The sequence below is a fragment of the Stenotrophomonas terrae genome (genome assembly GCF_039674165.1).
Taxonomy (GTDB): domain Bacteria; phylum Pseudomonadota; class Gammaproteobacteria; order Xanthomonadales; family Xanthomonadaceae; genus Stenotrophomonas; species Stenotrophomonas terrae_A.
Genome location: NZ_JBDJMY010000015.1, coordinates 47,546 through 64,334, shown reverse-complemented (window position 1 = coordinate 64,334; position 16,789 = coordinate 47,546). Strand labels below are relative to the sequence as shown.

The 16,789-nt window shown below is 60.2% G+C and carries 16 protein-coding genes; 14 read left to right on the top strand and 2 right to left on the bottom strand.

The window, feature by feature from the left end; all coding sequences use genetic code 11:
• Window positions 1-6: 6 nt before the first annotated feature.
• Window positions 7-444 (bottom strand): low molecular weight protein-tyrosine-phosphatase, encoded by a 438-nt coding sequence (locus ABE493_RS09170; protein WP_346498623.1) that lies wholly within the window; start codon window positions 442-444, stop codon window positions 7-9.
• A gap of 301 nt (window positions 445-745) precedes the next feature.
• On the opposite strand from ABE493_RS09170, the gene ABE493_RS09165 reads away from it, so the two are divergent.
• From ABE493_RS09165 to galE, 8 genes are all read left to right on the top strand, one after another.
• Window positions 746-2,170, top strand: coding sequence for an undecaprenyl-phosphate glucose phosphotransferase (locus ABE493_RS09165; RefSeq protein WP_346498622.1), 1,425 nt, complete (start codon window positions 746-748; stop codon window positions 2,168-2,170).
• A gap of 51 nt (window positions 2,171-2,221) precedes the next feature.
• Window positions 2,222-3,385 carry a nucleotide sugar dehydrogenase gene (locus ABE493_RS09160; protein ID WP_346498652.1) on the top strand — a complete coding sequence of 388 codons (1,164 nt, stop codon included), beginning with the start codon at window positions 2,222-2,224 and terminating at the stop codon, window positions 3,383-3,385.
• A 78-nt stretch (window positions 3,386-3,463) separates the two neighbouring features.
• Window positions 3,464-3,931: a serine O-acetyltransferase gene (locus ABE493_RS09155; RefSeq protein WP_346498621.1), complete on the top strand. Its 468-nt coding sequence runs from the start codon at window positions 3,464-3,466 to the stop codon at window positions 3,929-3,931.
• Window positions 3,915-4,997 (top strand): hypothetical protein, encoded by a 1,083-nt coding sequence (locus ABE493_RS09150; protein ID WP_346498620.1) that lies wholly within the window; start codon window positions 3,915-3,917, stop codon window positions 4,995-4,997. Before ABE493_RS09155 ends, ABE493_RS09150 begins: the two co-directional genes overlap by 17 nt.
• Window positions 4,994-6,313 carry a hypothetical protein gene (locus ABE493_RS09145; RefSeq protein WP_346498619.1) on the top strand — a complete coding sequence of 440 codons (1,320 nt, stop codon included), beginning with the start codon at window positions 4,994-4,996 and terminating at the stop codon, window positions 6,311-6,313. Before ABE493_RS09150 ends, ABE493_RS09145 begins: the two co-directional genes overlap by 4 nt.
• Window positions 6,310-7,512, top strand: a complete 1,203-nt coding sequence (locus ABE493_RS09140) for a glycosyltransferase (protein WP_346498618.1) — start codon at window positions 6,310-6,312, stop codon at window positions 7,510-7,512. The genes ABE493_RS09145 and ABE493_RS09140 overlap by 4 nt, the downstream gene beginning before the upstream one ends.
• Window positions 7,509-8,675 (top strand): glycosyltransferase family 4 protein, encoded by a 1,167-nt coding sequence (locus ABE493_RS09135; protein ID WP_346498617.1) that lies wholly within the window; start codon window positions 7,509-7,511, stop codon window positions 8,673-8,675. Before ABE493_RS09140 ends, ABE493_RS09135 begins: the two co-directional genes overlap by 4 nt.
• A 9-nt stretch (window positions 8,676-8,684) precedes the next feature.
• Window positions 8,685-9,686, top strand: coding sequence for a UDP-glucose 4-epimerase GalE (gene galE, locus ABE493_RS09130; RefSeq protein ID WP_346498616.1), 1,002 nt, complete (start codon window positions 8,685-8,687; stop codon window positions 9,684-9,686).
• Between the two features lie 245 nt (window positions 9,687-9,931).
• Here galE and kdsA read toward each other — a convergent pair whose 3' ends face one another.
• Window positions 9,932-10,777 (bottom strand): 3-deoxy-8-phosphooctulonate synthase, encoded by an 846-nt coding sequence (kdsA, locus tag ABE493_RS09125; protein WP_346498615.1) that lies wholly within the window; start codon window positions 10,775-10,777, stop codon window positions 9,932-9,934.
• A 256-nt stretch (window positions 10,778-11,033) separates the two neighbouring features.
• Here kdsA and amaB point away from each other — a divergent pair, with 256 nt between their 5' ends.
• The 6 genes from amaB to ABE493_RS09095 all read left to right on the top strand — a co-directional run bounded on the left by amaB (window position 11,034) and on the right by ABE493_RS09095 (window position 16,787).
• A complete protein-coding gene (gene amaB, locus ABE493_RS09120; RefSeq protein ID WP_346498614.1) occupies window positions 11,034-12,566 on the top strand; it encodes an L-piperidine-6-carboxylate dehydrogenase in 1,533 nt (510 codons plus the stop codon).
• Window positions 12,567-12,692: 126 nt separating this feature from the next.
• A complete protein-coding gene (locus ABE493_RS09115) occupies window positions 12,693-12,989 on the top strand; it encodes a DUF4190 domain-containing protein (RefSeq protein ID WP_346498613.1) in 297 nt (98 codons plus the stop codon).
• 7 nt (window positions 12,990-12,996) lie between these two features.
• Entirely contained in the window at window positions 12,997-13,767 is a 771-nt protein-coding gene (locus ABE493_RS09110; RefSeq protein ID WP_346498612.1) for a class I SAM-dependent methyltransferase, read from the top strand.
• 4 nt (window positions 13,768-13,771) lie between these two features.
• Window positions 13,772-14,827, top strand: coding sequence for a quinone-dependent dihydroorotate dehydrogenase (locus ABE493_RS09105; protein WP_346498611.1), 1,056 nt, complete (start codon window positions 13,772-13,774; stop codon window positions 14,825-14,827).
• On the top strand, window positions 14,824-15,867 hold the full coding sequence (gene murB / locus ABE493_RS09100) for a UDP-N-acetylmuramate dehydrogenase (protein WP_346498610.1): 1,044 nt from the start codon (window positions 14,824-14,826) through the stop codon (window positions 15,865-15,867). The genes ABE493_RS09105 and murB overlap by 4 nt, the downstream gene beginning before the upstream one ends.
• Window positions 15,868-15,899: 32 nt before the next feature.
• A complete protein-coding gene (locus tag ABE493_RS09095; RefSeq protein ID WP_346498651.1) occupies window positions 15,900-16,787 on the top strand; it encodes a DMT family transporter in 888 nt (295 codons plus the stop codon).
• The last annotated feature ends 2 nt before the right edge of the window (window positions 16,788-16,789 follow it).

Genomic DNA, 16,789 nt, shown 5'->3' with positions numbered 1-16,789 from the left:
ACGCGCCTAAGCGATGTACTTGCCCCAGCGCGCAACACCTTGTTCGATCAGGCCATAGGCGTGCTCGAAGGCGATGCGCCCCTGCCGATACGGATCAGGCACTTCACTGCTGTCCCAATGCCCGAGCAGAAAGGTTTTTCCGCTTACCTGCGGCCACTCGCGCGCAATCTTCACCACGTGCGCCCGCTCCATCACCAGGATCAGGTCAGCGGCACTCAACATCGACGCCGTTGCCTGCCGGGCCCGATGCGCCTGCGGATCGTGGCCACGCTCGCGCAACAGCACCGCCGCCATCGGGTCAATGGCGTGGCCGGCCAACGCATGCAGACCGGCCGACGCCACCTGCACGCCTTCCCGTCCCTGCAACGCGTGACGCACAAGAATCTCGGCGGTAGGGCTGCGACAGATGTTGCCGACACAGACAAGCAACGGTTTTTTGAACACCTGCAAACCTCGGAGCATCTATGCGGACGCGCCGCGTTGCGCAATGCCGAAACGGCAACTGCATGGCCTCCCCGCCTCCGGCCCGCTGAAACGCGCCGGTGTTGAAACAAGCGCAGTGGACACAGGCACGCCGGGATCGGGAAGCGCGCAAGTGTACCCTCTGAAACAAACTGATACAATAAGAGAGCAAGTGAAACCATGCATTCCCGCGAAGATTGAAATTCCTCGCGTTATCAAGGCCTTGATTGGATTTCTTGCAACTTCTGCCCGTTGTTGAATTCAAGGAAGAAAGAAGATTTCCATGTGGACCGCCTCCTCCCAATCCCATCTTGAGCAATGGAGAGCCCCTTCCGGGCGCCTGACAACAACATTTGGGATCATTCTCAGAATCAGCGACCCACTGCTCCTGATCTGCACCGCACTGGCGGCTTACCGGCTGCAATTTGGCGATCTGCTGCTGTCGGTCAACTACTGGCGTCTGATCGCCATCACGATGTTGCTGAGCCTGCTCGTACTTGGCACCTCGTCGCTCTACTCCAGCTGGCGCGGCCGCAGCCTGCTCGCAGAACTGGCACAACTGCTGCTGAAATGGCTGCTGATTTTTGGCGCCTTGTTCGCATACGTCATCGCGATCCAGGTCGCTGACAGCCAGGCAATGCTTTGGGTACAGAAGTGGTTCTGGCTGAGCGCGTGCGCCGTGTTGCTGTCACGTCTGCTGGTACGTTCCGCTGCGGCGTGGGCGCGCGCGCGCGGCAACGACCTGCGCACCGCCGTACTGGTCGGCGCCACCCCTGATGCGCAGAAAATCATCGACACACTGCGTGAAAACAGCTGGGCAGGCATCACCATCCGCGGCTGGTTTTCGACTCGCGCCGACCGTTGCGTCATCGACGGCCCAACCGAGCTACTGGGCACGCTGGACGACCTGGGAAGCTACGTTGAAAGCAATGCCATCGATCAGGTCTGGATCGCGCTGCCGATGCGCGACGAGGCGCAGATAGCGCTGGCCTTGAATCAACTGCAGCATGCAACGGCCGACATCAAGTTCGTTCCCGACATGTTCGGCATTCACCTGCTCAATCATTCGATAGAGCAGCTGGCGGGCCTGCCCGTCATCAACCTGCAGCAGACGCCGCTGCAGGGGCGCGCACGCCTGTTCAAGGCGCTGGAAGACCGCCTCCTGGCGGCCGTGATCCTGCTGATGATTTCGCCGCTGATGCTGGCAATCGCAATCGCCGTGAAGCTGAGCTCCCCCGGCCCGGTGTTCTACCGCCAGGAGCGCATGAGCTGGAACAACAGCACTTTCCAGATGCTCAAGTTCCGCTCGATGCCGGTGGATGCTGAAACCGGTACCGGAGCAGTCTGGGCCAAGGCCGGCGAGAATCGCGCGACCAAGGTTGGCGCCTTCCTGCGCAAGACCAGCCTGGACGAGCTGCCGCAGTTCCTGAATGTATTGCGCGGCGACATGTCGATTGTGGGCCCGCGACCGGAGCGGCCGGTATTCGTGCACCAGTTCAAGCACGAAATTCCCGCGTACATGAAGAAGCACATGGTGAAAGCGGGCATCACCGGCTGGGCCCAGGTCAACGGCTGGCGCGGCTCCACCGACCTGCACAAGCGCATCGAGTGCGACCTTTTCTATATCGAGAACTGGTCGTTGGGGTTTGACCTTCGAATCATTGTTGCGACCCTTTTCAAGGGCTTTTTACATAAGAACGCGTACTGAGTCGCACCCATGAAGCCAGCTACAACCATTCACGAATACATACGCACGCCACTGAAAATTGCCGTTGCAGGAACAGGCTACGTTGGCCTTTCCAACGCCGTCCTACTCGCACAACATCATCACGTAACCGCGCTGGATATCGACCCTGCGCGAGTCGACGCAATCAACCGCGGCTGCTCTCCAATTGAGGATGCCGACATCCAGCACCGCCTTGAGCTGGGCAATCTCAACTTACGAGCCACTCTGGACAAATCAAAGGCCTATTCCGATGCGTCCTTTGTAATCATCGCAACTCCAACCGACTACGATCCGGACAGCAATTATTTCGATACGAGCACGGTGGAAGCGGTAGTCGCCGACGTTAAGGAAATAAATCCAAAGGCAACGATCGTGATCAAGTCCACGGTCCCGGTTGGCTACACTGAACGACTTCGCCAATCGACACCTGGAGCCCTGTTTTTCTCGCCGGAGTTCCTACGCGAAGGGAAAGCGCTGCACGACAATCTTCATCCCAGCCGAATTATCATAGGCGACACATCCGAGCAAGCGTACCTTTTTGCCGCGCTACTCCAGCAGGGCGCCGCTTCCGATACTGCACCAGTGATTCATACCAACTCGACAGAAGCCGAGGCTATCAAGCTGTTTGCCAATACCTATCTGGCAATGCGGGTGGCGTTCTTCAATGAACTGGACACCTATGCTGCGAGTCACAACCTGGATACGCGTCAGATCATCGATGGTGTCGGGCTCGACCCACGCATCGGCATGCATTACAGCAACCCATCGTTTGGCTATGGCGGTTACTGCCTCCCGAAGGACACCAAGCAGCTACTCGCCAACTATCGCGATGTTCCACAGAACCTGATCCGCGCGATCGTGGACTCCAATACAACGCGTAAGGACTTCATCGCCGACAGCATCGCCGCCAATAAGCCGAGCACCGTCGGAATCCATCGTTTGATCATGAAGGCTGGCTCAGACAATTTTCGGGCGTCAAGCATTCAAGGGGTCATGAAACGCCTGAAGGCAAAAGGCATAGAGGTCGTTATCTACGAGCCAGGCCTTGCCTGCGAATCGTTCTTCAATTCACGCGTGGTGAACGACATCGATGCCTTTACGAATGAGGCAGACATGATAATCACCAACCGGATGACTAACGATCTTGCCGCCGTCTCTCACAAAGTGTTTACCCGTGACCTTTTCGGAACGGACTAAGTCGCCTATAGGAGCACCCTCGCTGACGTCCTGACAGTGGATGGGACCACAGTCGCCAACCCACATCGAGCATTCACTTTGATTTCCAGCACCAAAGAACTAATTTCAATTGTGAGAACCGATGTCGAACGGATCTACTCCGAGCGCAGGGGCTTCGGAACTTTTCTTCGCGTGGCGGCAAACCCCTCGATAAGGGCAGTATTCCTGATCAGGATTACGCTGCTCGAAAACGTGTTTCTGCACTCATTCGCCCGCAATGCACTGCTTTCTTTCTTTGGAATAGATGTTGGCAAAGGTGCCGTAATCGGCCCCGGACTCTATCTGCCACATCCACTCTGCATTGTCATTGGCGAAGGTACTCGAATGGGCGCAAACATCACGCTGTATCACGGCACTACGCTTGGCAGACTGAAAAACAACTACCCAACGATCGGCGACCGAACCACCCTTTACCCAAACGTCACTGTCATTGGCGACGTACATATTCCTGCGAACACTAGAGTTCCCCCCGGTACGATTCTCAGGCCCGATGAAAGCAATAGCTAAGCTCCTCTGGTACGGCGCTGCTGTCGCATTGCCCTTGTTCCTTCAGTCCACTCACGTGGGTGCTTGGCTGATTCCGCACGCTGGTACTGACTTCTACCTTGGCATGAGCTTTTTCCTGACCGCGATCCAAGTGGGCCAGAGCGCCGCATTCCAGGCGACATTGGCAAAAGGAGTGACGTACGAGATCCCAGTAGTCTCCGGTGTTCTGCTGACCGGAGCTGGCACTATCGCGTGCTTGCTCGCGCTCGTGCCCGCCAACTCTTCGACCCTCGGGGTTCCCGTTATTTTTATCGTGGGCTTGATGGTGGGCGCAGGATTCTCCCTTGAGAACGCGCATCTGCTCACACGCGATAACAGTAGCAGTTACTTCCAGAATATGTGCCTCAGGAATGTATTCATTTTTGCCGTATCCGTTGCAGTTGCTCGCCTTTTCCATAAACCGGGTATCGATACCATCATCATCTGCGGTGGCTGCATCCACCTCTTTCATACACTGCGCTCAGCCGCAAACGCGATAAGACGGAGCAGTTCCACTTCTCGCTCGCTGAGCAAAGCAGAGACGCGCTCACTGCTGTTGGGCATCGCATCCTCTTCGATCTACCGCAATGATCAGAATCTTGTGCGTTCCTTCGCTGCGCCTAGCGCAGCGTTTGGGCTCATTCACAATTCACTGCTTGCGGCGGCCGCGATACAGTCTGCAGCTGGCGCAATTTTGACTACCTTGGTTTTACCGAGGATCAAGCATCCAGGGCAACTTGAGCCGTGGTCAAGGAAGCTGGACAGACCCAGCTTTGGAGTGATGGCGGTAGCTGGAGCGGCCGGGCTTGGCCTGGAAGGTGCCCTGCCAAAGATACTCTGCGCGTCCATTGTACTGGCGTGCAGCCAATGGTGGGCCTACCGGCTGCACATCAATCAAAAATCAGCGTATGTATACAGCGTTGGAACCGTAGCATTCCTTATTCTTTCCGGACTACTGAGCTTCGGAGTATCAGCCGACCTCGCCTACCTCCTGTTCGCATTCTCCACAAGCATTGGCGTGCAGCTTGCCAGGCTGATGGCACGATGATGTGCAACTTTCGATACCGATACAACCTTGCCTTGTGCTCGACCATCATTGGCGTCGGCACGCTTGCCGCATCGTTCCCATTGGTGCTACCAGTATCAGCGGCACTCTGCGCGACGCTCCTTTTCGCGATCTTATTGGCCTGTGTCCGATCAGATATCCCTCGCGATTGGCTGGCTATCATTCTTTCGCTGAAGGCGCTCTACGCTGCGGATATCGCACTGGCTATCTTCGACGGGCGTCCTTTGCGATATGCGCCGGAAATTGGCTCCGACGCCGCGCAGCTTCGCGGCCAGGCGTTGCTGATGCTGTTGCTGTGGACCGCGTCCTTCATAGCGACGGCGTCTGCATTCTCAGGTCGTTACCTAAGAATGCAGATCAGCCAAGTCGCGAATGAAAATAGAACGTGGATCGGAATCGTATCTACCGGTCTGGTCGCTCTGTCCCAGATAGGTTTCATCGTGATAACCATAGAGGTCGGCGGAGCAGCGAAGATGCTCGCCAGCATGAGCAACCGTCACGAGGTTTACTTTGGGATCGGATTTCTGCGGGTCGTCGTCGGCGCCGGCGCTATTGGCGCCGCGCTGTTGTTCCTGTGTGGGAGAAAGAAACTCAGCTGGTTTCTGGCAACAATAATTTTCTGCGAACTTGCACTTCTCGGAGGCCGCAGTTATGCCTTGTTCTCGACAATTATTCCGATATGCATGTTGTGGATATCGGGTTCAAAGCGCATCCCGGTCGGCAGAGTCCTGCTGATGGCCGCCTTGGCATTGGCGTTCGTAAGTGCGCTGGGAAGCTATCGGTCCGCGCAGCTTTCGGCGCAGTATCACGCTTCTGCGGGTGTGCTATCGAGGTTAGTGATGGACACCGGCGCGGCCGACAACTTTCCAAGCCTGCTCTCACTGCTCCGTCGCGATGTCGTGCCGTTCTCCGGTAACGAGATAGTTGCTTCTGCTGTGCTCGCACCGGTACCTAGGGCTGTCTGGAAAGAAAAACCGGTTACTGATGAAGCAGCCACAATTGGGGTGTTACTGGCCAATACGGACCGCGTTAATTGGGGACTGCCCATCGGCCCTCACGGGCTGGCCTACTTCACCGGGGGCGCGATACTAATCCCAATTTTTGGCGTTATTTCAGGCCTCTTCTTTGCCTACGTAATGACAAGATCCGGCCACAGCGTCGCGTGGGCCGCAGGCGCACCATTCCTGCTGCTGCTGTCACCGGACATTCTTTCTCCCTCCACCACGGCCAGGGTTTTCGTGCTGACTACCCTGATCATCGTGATTTCCCTGACCCTTAGATTCCGCTTTCCAAGATGAAGATTCTTGTAGTCAACAATTTCTATTATCCCTACGAAGTAGGAGGAGCCGAAGAATCGCTCCGTCTCCAATGTGAGGCACTGATCAAATTGGGTCAGAAGGTCGATGTACTGACCGTTGCGCATGAACTCAGCGGCAACCCCACCCGAGTCAACGGCGTGAGCACCCACTATCTAAGGACGCTGTTCTCAAGCGGATCGCCATTGCATGCACGGCGCAGCTCTCTCATGCGAATTGGCTGGCAATTCGGCGGCTTCCTCCAGGTCGGAGCGGCGTTACATACCTTCCGCCTGCTGTACCGTGAAAAATATGATGTCGTCTACGTCAACAACCTCCCCGGCATCGGCCGAGCGTCCGTTTTGCTTGCCAAGGTCTTGGGCATTCCTGTGGTGGCCGGACTACGCGACTACGCTTGGATTTGCCTGCGTCAATCGCGCTTTCAACGGGGGAAAAACTGCACTGGCACTTGTGTCAAGTGCAGGCTTGGCTGTTCCCTACGCAGGTCGATTGCCGGCTGTGCCAGCGGAATAGCGGCCAACAGCACCGCACTGCTTGACACTTTCAAGGCATCGAGAACTTTCACTGACGCCACCTCGCGGGTCATCTATGCAGGTGCTGGCCAGCCCGAAGATCAAGGAAAATCACATCCATCACCCCGTCACACCAATCCATGGCTAAGCATCGGGGTGATGGGCCAGATTCAACCCTCAAAGGGATTCGAGCTCTTCCTACAGGAAGTGTCACCTTTGCTCGCCGCAGGTGGCATACGCATCCTGATTGCAGGAACCGTCTCCGGCGAACATGCAATCTCCCTCCGGGAAAGGTTTGCTGGCGACGACGTAACTTTCGTCGGCCGGGTTGATCGCGCTGAGTTCTTTCGACGGGTTGACGTAGTTGTCATCCCATCGCTCTGGAACGAGCCACTCTCCAGGATCACCTATGAAGCCTTGGCGTATGGAAAATGCGTTGTCGTATCCAGCCATGGTGGCCAGAAGGAAATCATCCGATCGGGCACAAATGGCTACGTCTACACGCCAGGGAACGGCTCGCTGGTAACGATCATCCGCCTGCTGCAGGAGCAACCTGAACTGATAGATCAGCAGGAGCACGGCGCCGCCAGCTCAGCCGCCGAATATACCCCAGCGAGTGCCGCATCCAGTCTTCTGGCGCTGTTCGAATCAGTGACGGCCATCCCATGAAAATCTGCATAGTCCACGAATGGCTCGTCACCTATGCCGGTTCGGAGCGGGTGCTGTCTGAGTTGATTAAAATTTACCCGACCGCAGACATATTTTCTGTAGTTGATTTCTTGTCCGATGCCGATAGAGCACTACTGGGTGCCCCGCGCACAAGGACCTCATTCATACAAAAATTGCCCGGCGCCAGAAAGCACTATAGAAGTTTGTTGCCACTGATGCCCTTAGCAATCGAGCAGCTCGATCTTTCCGCCTATGACATCGTAATTTCCAGCTCGCATGCTGTCGCAAAAGGTGTACTTACTGGCCCTGATCAGTTGCATATAAGCTACGTCCACTCTCCGATCCGCTATGCCTGGGATCTGCAGCATCAGTATCTGCGCGAATCAAACCTGCAGCATGGACTGAAGTCCTGGCTGGCAAGATGGCTGCTGCACAAGATAAGGATCTGGGACTATCGGACATCTGCTGGCGTTGATTTTTTTGTCGCCAACTCCCGTTTCATCAGCCGTCGCATCCAGAAAGTCTACCGTCGCGACGCGGAGGTAATCCATCCGCCAGTTGATGTGGATGCTTTCACGCTGCAGCGTAATAAGGAGGACTACTACCTGGCCGCGTCACGTCTGGTCCCATACAAACGCATGGACCTGATCGTGGAGGCTTTTTCGAAGATGCCGAAGCGCAGGCTGGTGGTAATTGGTGACGGGCCGGAGCTCACCCGACTGCAATCGATGGCGACATCCAATGTCACCATTCTGGGCTACCAATCCTCCGAGTCCTTGCAGAGCCATATGCAACGTGCCAAGGCCTTCATATTCGCTGCAGAGGAGGATTTCGGGATCATCCCCGTTGAGGCCCAAGCCTGTGGAACGCCAGTGATCGCCTACGGCAAGGGCGGCTCTCTGGAGACGGTCCGCGCAGCGCCTGACAGCGCGCGGACCGGAATTCTGTTTGGCGAGCAAAGTGCCGATTCGATCATCGCGGCGGTTGAACGCTTCGAATCCTTGCCCGTACCGATCACAGCAGACGCATGTCGCGTGCACGCGGAGTCATTTTCCGCGGCGCGATTCCGGCTCGCGTTTGGCAGCTTGGTGGAACGACGTTGGCTGCAGTTCCAGCGCACCACCTGCAACAACCAGGAAGGCCACATTCTCGACGAACGTTGAGCTACCCACATGGACGTAAAAAAAATACTCATCTGTGGCGGTGCTGGCTACATCGGCAGCCATATGGCGCAATGGTTAGCCGCACATGGCCACGTCGTCACCGTACTGGACAACCTTTCAACCGGCCATCAGGATGCAGTCCGTTGGGGCGAGCTTATCCAAGCCGACCTGCTCGACCCGGCATCACTGGAGCGGGCCTTCCTGCAGCAGCGTTTCGACGCTGTCATGCACTTTTGTGCGCGCTCGTTGGTAGGTGAATCCATCACCAAACCCTACCGCTACTACGCCGCCAACGTGACCGGTACACTTAATCTGCTAGAAGCCATGCGCCGCCATCGCGTCCAACGCCTGGTCTTTTCTTCAACGGCGGCAGTTTTCGGCAACCCTATCCGCGAGGTCATTGATGAGGAGCACCCCACGTTCCCCATCAACCCCTATGGCGCCAGCAAATTGATGGCAGAACGCGTCTTCGCCGATGCTGCACATGCCTATGGGCTGCGCTCGGTGGCGCTGCGCTACTTCAATGCGGCGGGTGCCCTGCCCGAACACGGCATCGGCGAGGCGCACGCGTGCGAAACTCACCTCATTCCCAACGTATTACGCGCTGCACTGACCGATGGCCCGGCGCTAAAGATCTTTGGTGATGACTACGCTACCCACGACGGCACCTGCATCCGCGACTACGTGCATGTGCAGGACCTCGCCCAGGCGCATGCGCTGGCATTGGATTTCATGGACAAACATGAGGGCGCGCACGCGTTCAACCTGGGTAATGGCCAAGGTTTTTCCGTACGCGAGGTGATCAGTGCCGCAGCGTCGGTGGTTGGCAAGGCCATTCCTTACGAGATTGCACCGCGGCGTGCAGGCGACCCGCCGAGTCTGGTTGCCTCAAGCCAGAAAGCGCGCGAACTGCTTGGCTGGCAGCCACAATGGACTGAACTGGCTCCCATCATCGAAAGCGCGTGGCGCTGGCACCGTGCGCCACCGAGTTGGTTCCCGACGCAGCAATAACTCGTTGTTGCTGGCAGGGAATCTACGACTGCGCGCCCGGAAATTTCCGTTGTTCCCTCTTGCCTCAGGGGGCAACTGCACCCCGCAAGCGCTGCCGAAAACTGTCAGTGGCGCCGTGCTTGCACCTTCACGAACCTTATTTACCAAACTCGTGGCTATCGGCCTATCGCGCGAACGCAAACTCGCAACAGGTCAAACTGCCGACCACCCGCTCTGACAGAACCGGCGGTCGGCACTGCCGCCGATCAGGCGATATCCAACACCGGGAAGCCCTTCACCAACTCATCCAGCGCCTTGATCTGCGCCAGGAACGGCTCCAGCACATCCAACGGCAGCGCACTTGGGCCATCACAGCGCGCGTTGTCCGGGTCCGGGTGGGCTTCCAGGAACAAGCCGGCGATGCCGACCGCCATGCCGGCACGGGCAAGTTCCACCACTTGGCGGCGACGTCCGCCAGAGGCTTCGCTGCCGGCGTCGCGGCGCTGCAGGCTGTGGGTGACGTCGAAGATGGCCGGCAAGCCGCCGGTCGCCTCGATCATCTCGCGGAAGCCGAGCATGTCCACCACCAGGTTGTCGTAGCCGAACTGGGCGCCACGCTCACACAGGATGATCTGCTCATTGCCGGCTTCGCGGATCTTGCTGACGATGTGCTTGATCTGGGTCGGGCTGAGGAACTGCGGCTTCTTGATGTTGACCGCACGGCCGGTACGGGCGATGGCGGTCACCAGATCGGTCTGGCGGGCCAGGAAGGCTGGAATCTGCAGTACGTCCACCACCTCGGCCACCGGTGCGGCCTGGGCAACTTCATGCACGTCGGTGATCACCGGCACGCCGAAACGCTGCTTCACCTGCTCGAAGATGCGTAGGCCTTCTTCCAGGCCGACGCCGCGGAAGGAGGTGATCGAGGAGCGGTTGGCCTTGTCGAACGAGGCCTTGAACACGTACGGAATACCCAGCTTGCGGGTGACCTCCACATAGCGCTCTGCGGCATACAGCGTGGAATCCAGGTCCTCCAGCACATTCAGGCCGCCAAACAGCACGAAAGGCAGGTTGTTGCCAACCACTACCCCATCCGAAATCTTCACGTTCATCTGTCTTTCCTGTTCAAACCGGGGAAGCCCCAACCAAGGGTGGCGAATATGGCTGAAAACGGCCGTCAGTGACAGCTCCCGGCGTCCCGAAATCAGCCCTGCCGGCCCCCGTCGCAGCCCGTGGCGGCCTGCGGCAAACCCCAGACCAGCGCGCCCGGGGCCAATCGGTTCACTCTGATACTATGTGGCACTCACTCCGTCGCCCCACCCGCAGTCTCCGACGGCGCCAAAATCACGTTAAGAAACAGGAGTTTGAATGTCTTCCGAGCTGCTCAAGGCCTTGGCTCTGGATGCCACCAACGCTGGCACCTACATGGGCAACGGGGAATGGTCCGCCGCCACCGGCGCGGGCGTCCTCAAGCCGCAGAACCCGACCACCGGCGAAGTAATCGCCGAGGTCCAGGCCACCACTGAGGCTGATTACGAAACCGTCATCGCCCGTGCGCAGGAAGCCTACAAGGTATGGCGCACCACCCCGGCCCCGCGCCGTGGCGAAGCCGTACGCCTGTGCGGTGAAGCACTGCGCAAGCACAAGGACGCGCTGGGCTCGCTGGTCGCGCTGGAAATGGGCAAGTCCAAGCCGGAAGGCGACGGCGAAGTACAGGAGATGATCGACATCGCCGACTTCGCGCTGGGCCAGAGCCGCATGCTGTACGGCTACACCATGCATTCGGAGCGCCCCGGCCACCGCATGTACGAGCAGTACCACCCGCTGGGCCTGGTCGGCATCATCTCGGCCTTCAACTTCCCGGTTGCGGTGTGGAGCTGGAATGCGTTCCTGGCTGCCATCTGCGGCGATATCTGCATCTGGAAGCCGTCCAACAAGACCCCGCTGACCGCCATTGCGACGATGAAGATCTGCAATGACGCGCTCGAAGGTGCCGGCTTCCCGAACCTGTTCTTCCTGATCAACGACGCCGGCACCGCCCTGTCCGAGAAGATGGTCGACGACCGCCGCGTGCCGCTGATCTCCTTCACCGGCTCCACCCAGGTCGGCCGCGCCGTCAACCAGAAGGTCGCCCAGCGTCTGGGCCGCTGCCTGCTGGAACTGGGTGGCAACAACGCCATCATCATGGACGAGACCGCCGACCAGAAGCTGGCCGTGCCGGGCATCGTGTTCGGCGCCGTCGGCACTGCCGGCCAGCGCTGCACCACCACCCGCCGCCTGATCGTGCACGAATCCATCTACGACAACGTGCTGGCCACGCTGATCAAGGCCTACAAGCAGGTGGAAGGCAAGATCGGTGATCCGACCGATGCGGCCAACCTGATGGGCCCGTTGAACAGCCCGGAAGCCGTGCAGCAGTTCCTGGCTTCCATCGCCAAGGCCAAGGCTGCCGGCGGTACCGTCGAGACTGGCGGCACCGCCATCGACCGCGCCGGCAACTTCGTGCTGCCGGCCATTGTCACCGGGCTGAAGAACAGCGATGAAATCGTCCAGCACGAGACCTTCGCGCCGATCCTGTACGTGATGAAGTACAGCAATCTGGACGAAGCCATCGACATGCAGAACGGCGTGCCGCAGGGCCTGTCCTCGTCGATCTTCACCCAGAACCTGAAGACCGCCGAGAAGTTCCTGTCGGCAGCCGGCAGCGACTGCGGCATCGCCAACATCAACATCGGTACGTCCGGTGCCGAGATTGGTGGCGCTTTCGGTGGCGAAAAGGACACCGGCGGTGGCCGCGAGTCCGGTTCGGACGCGTGGAAGGTCTATATGCGTCGCCAGACCAACACCATCAATTACTCCGACTCGCTGCCGCTGGCCCAGGGCATCAAGTTCGATCTTTGATGTTGTCTGCCCTGGCCTTGGCTAGGGCGTTGAACCGGGAGAGTTCTCAGCTGAAAAGCTGCCCTCACCCCAACCCCTCTCCCGCTTGCGGGAGAGGGGCTTTCTACAGCAGAAACGGAGCTTCCGATGAGCATTCCTGCACCTCGCCAGACCAGCAGCTACGCCGTGATCAGCCTGGTCGCCGGCATCCTCGGCTGGACCCTGTTGCCGGCCATCGGCAGCATCTGCGCGATCATCTTCGGCCATATGGCACGCGGCGAAATCCGCCGCAGCAACGGCCAGATGGAAGGTGACGGCCTGGCCGTGGCCGGGCTGGTCCTAGGCTGGCTCGCTACCGCGCTGTGGTTGATCGGCATCATCTTCTTCATTGCCATCATCGTGTTCTTCGGTGGCTTGGCTGGCATCGCGGCACTGAACTCCTGAGGCCGGCATGGGGCAATCCGATTCAACCGAACGTTTCAGCAGCCGGGTAGCGGACTATGTCCGCTACCGCCCGGGCTATCCGTCCACACTGCTGCGCTGGCTGCATGAGGAGATCGGCCTGCCCCGCTCTGCGCTGGTCGCCGATATCGGCGCCGGCACCGGCATTTCCACCGAGCTGTTTCTCGCCGCCGGTCATCCGGTGACCGCGGTGGAACCCAATGCCGCGATGCGCACAGCGGCGCAGCAAAGGCTGCAATCGGATTATCCGCAACTGCAGTTGGTTGCCGGCACCGCCGAGGCCACCACGCTGGCCGACCAAAGCACCGACCTGGTCTCCGCCGCGCAGGCTTTCCATTGGTTCGACACCGCTGCCGTGCGCCGCGAATGGGCGCGCATTCTGCGTCCGGGCGGATTGGCGCTGGTGTACTGGAACTCGCGCCTGCTCGACGCCTCACCCTTCCTGGCCGGCTATGAGCAGCTGCTGCTGGATTACGGCACCGATTACACCGAAGTTGCCGAGCGCTACCAGGACGATCAGACCATGCGCGAATGGTTCGGCGACGGCCTGCGCGGTCTGGTGCATCTGCCCAATGTGCAGCATCTGGACTACGACGGATTGCGTGGTCGTCTGCTGTCTTCCTCCTACGCCCCGCAAGCCGGTCATCCCCGCCATGCGCCTATGCTGGAGGCCCTGCAGCGTCTGTTCGACGCGCACGCGGCCGATGGCAAGGTCGCCTTCGAGTACCAAACCCGCGCCTTTGTCGGCACGCTGAACTGAGCTTATGTATTCCATTGCCCGTCCCTTCCTGTTCACCCTTGATGCCGAGCGCGCGCACGGCCTGGGCCTGTCCGCGCTGGATCTGGCCTGGCGCACCGGCACCACGCCGCTGATTGCCGGCCGCATCAAGCCGCTCCACACCACCGTGTTTGGCCTGGATTTCCCCAACCCGGTTGGCTTGGCCGCAGGCCTGGACAAGAACGGCGAGCACATTGAAGCCCTGTTTGCGCTGGGCTTTGGCTATGTCGAAATCGGCACCATCACACCGCGCCCGCAGGCAGGCAGCCCCAAACCGCGCCTGTTCCGCCTGCCGCGCCACAACGCCATCATCAACCGCATGGGGTTCAACAACCTCGGCGTCGATGCGCTGGTGAAGAACGTGGAGGCGGTCAAGCATCGCCCCGGCCCGCTAGGCATCAATATCGGCAAGAACAAGGACACGCCCAATGAAGACGCGCTGTCCGATTACCTGATCTGCATGCAAAAGGTCTACCCCCTGGCGGACTACATCACCGTCAACATCTCTTCGCCCAATACCGCTGGCCTGCGTGAGCTGCAGGAAGAGCAGGCATTGCGGCGCCTGGTTGCCGGCCTGCGCGAAGCGCAGGAGCAGCTGGCCGCCAAGCATGGCCGCCGCGTGCCGATGCTGGTCAAGGTGGCGCCGGACCTGAGCGACCGCGATATCGATGCCGCAGCGCGCGTGCTCGGCGAACTGGGTGTGGACGGCGTCATCGCCACCAATACCACCATCGGCCGGCCCACGGTGGAGGCCGATCCGCTGGCCAAGGAAATCGGCGGCTTGTCCGGTGCGCCCTTGCTCGGCCAGTCCACCCTGGTGCTGCGCCGCCTGCGTGCGCGCCTGCCCGAGTCGGTGCCGCTGATCGGCGTGGGCGGCATCAGCTCCGGTGCCGATGCGGTTGCAAAGATGGCGGCGGGCGCCGCCCTGGTGCAGTGCTATAGCGGGCTGATCTTCAAGGGCCCGGGCTTGATCGGCGACTGCGTCGATGCCATCCGTCGCCGCCGCGAGTCCCCGTCCGGAGGCGCCGTCGCACCGCTATGACGATTGCCACCCCTGCCTGGTCGCTGACCGAAAACGCATCGCTGCGCCACCTCAACACCTTCCATGTCGACGCGCACGCACCGCGCATGCTGCGTGTCGCCGACCCCGCTGCGCTGCCTGAAGCGCTGGCGGCGGTAGCCGACGCCGGCCTGCTGGTGCTGGGCAGCGGCAGCAACGTGTTGCTGGCCGCCGACCCCGAAGACGTGGTGCTGGTATTCGAAAACCGCGAAATCACTGCACTTGAACACCGCGCCGATCACACCATTGTCCGCGCGGGCGCGGCGGTGATCTGGCACGAACTGGTGATGTGGTCGTTGAACGAAGGCCTGTCCGGGCTGGAAAACCTCGCCCTGATCCCCGGCACGGTCGGCGCCGCGCCGATCCAGAACATCGGTGCCTATGGCGTCCAGGTTGGCGAGTTCATCCAGACCGTCGAAGCCTGGGACCGTCAGGAGCAGTGCTGGGTACGCCTGGATCAGGACGCCTGCCAGTTCGCCTACCGCGACAGCGTGTTCAAGCACGAGGCCGATCGTTACCTGATCACAGCCGTGGAGTTCCGCCTGCCGCTGCTGCACGAGCTGCAGCTGGACTACGCCGGCATCCGCGAGGAACTGCAGGCCATGGGGATTGAATTCCCGGTCTCGGCCGATGTCGCCAACGCGGTCATCGCCATCCGGCGGCGCAAACTGCCCGACCCGGATGTGCTGGGCAATGCCGGCAGCTTCTTCAAGAATCCAATCCTGCCGCTCGAACAGGTCGACGTGCTGCTGCAGCACTATCCCGAGCTGCCGGTTTTCCCCGGCAATGGCGACAGCAACCGCAAGGTTTCGGCGGCATGGATGATTGAAAAGGCCGGCTTCAAGGGCCAGCGCGACGGTGATGCCGGCGTGTCCCCCAATCACGCGCTGGTGCTGGTCAACCATGGCAACGCCAGCGGTGGCGAACTGCTGGCGTTTGCGCGGCGCGTGTCAGCCGCCGTGCTGGAGAAGTTCGGCGTACCGATCGAACCCGAACCCAGGTTGGTCGGCGCCCGCTGGTGAACACTGCCTTGGCCGCACCCCGCTCCATCGCCATGCGCGCCGCCCTGCTGATGTTCGGCAGCGCCATGGCCTTCGGTCTGATGGCCGTGGCAATCCGCCTGGCCACCCGCTACGTGCCTACACAAGAGGTTGCGTTCTTCCGCAACAGCTTCGGCCTGCTGGCGCTGTTGCCCATGCTGATCCGCCCCGGCCACGCGCCGTTGCGAACCCAGCAACTGCCGCGCTATTTCCTGCGCAGCGCAATCGGCCTGGCCTCGATGCTGTGCGCGTTCTGGGCCATCGGTCACCTGCCGCTGTCGCAGGCCATTTCGCTGTCGTATTCCACGCCACTGTTCGTCACCATCGCCGCGGTGCTGTGGCTGGGCGAGAAGGTCCGCTTCCGTCGCTGGGCAGCCGTGATCGTCGGTTTCATCGGCGTGCTGGTGATCGTGCGCCCGGGCGCGCATGGCTTCGAACTCGGCAGTCTGGTTGCGGTGCTGGCGGCGGTGCTCAGTGCACTGGTCGCAATCCAGATCAAACAGCTGACCCGCATCGACGGGCCCGATACCGTGGTGTTCTATACCTATGTGTTCTGGGTACCACTGTCCCTGATACCGGCGCTGTTCGTCTGGGTCTGGCCGACCGGAATCGCCTGGTTGTGGCTGGCTGCCACGGGCGTCCTGGGCACCATCGGCCAGCTGTTCTGGACGCGGGCGCTGAAGCTGGGCGAAGTGTCCGCGCTCACGCCGATCAGCTTCACCCAGTTGCCGTTGGTGGTGGTCATGGGCTGGCTGCTGTTCGGCGAGACACTGGATCGCTGGACGGTGATTGGCGCGCTGATCATCCTGGGTTCCAACGCCTATATCGCCCATCGCGAAGCCGTGCTGTCCCGCCGTGCGGCCACCCACGCCCCGATCGCCGCCGCCAAGCCCGGCGAGTAAGC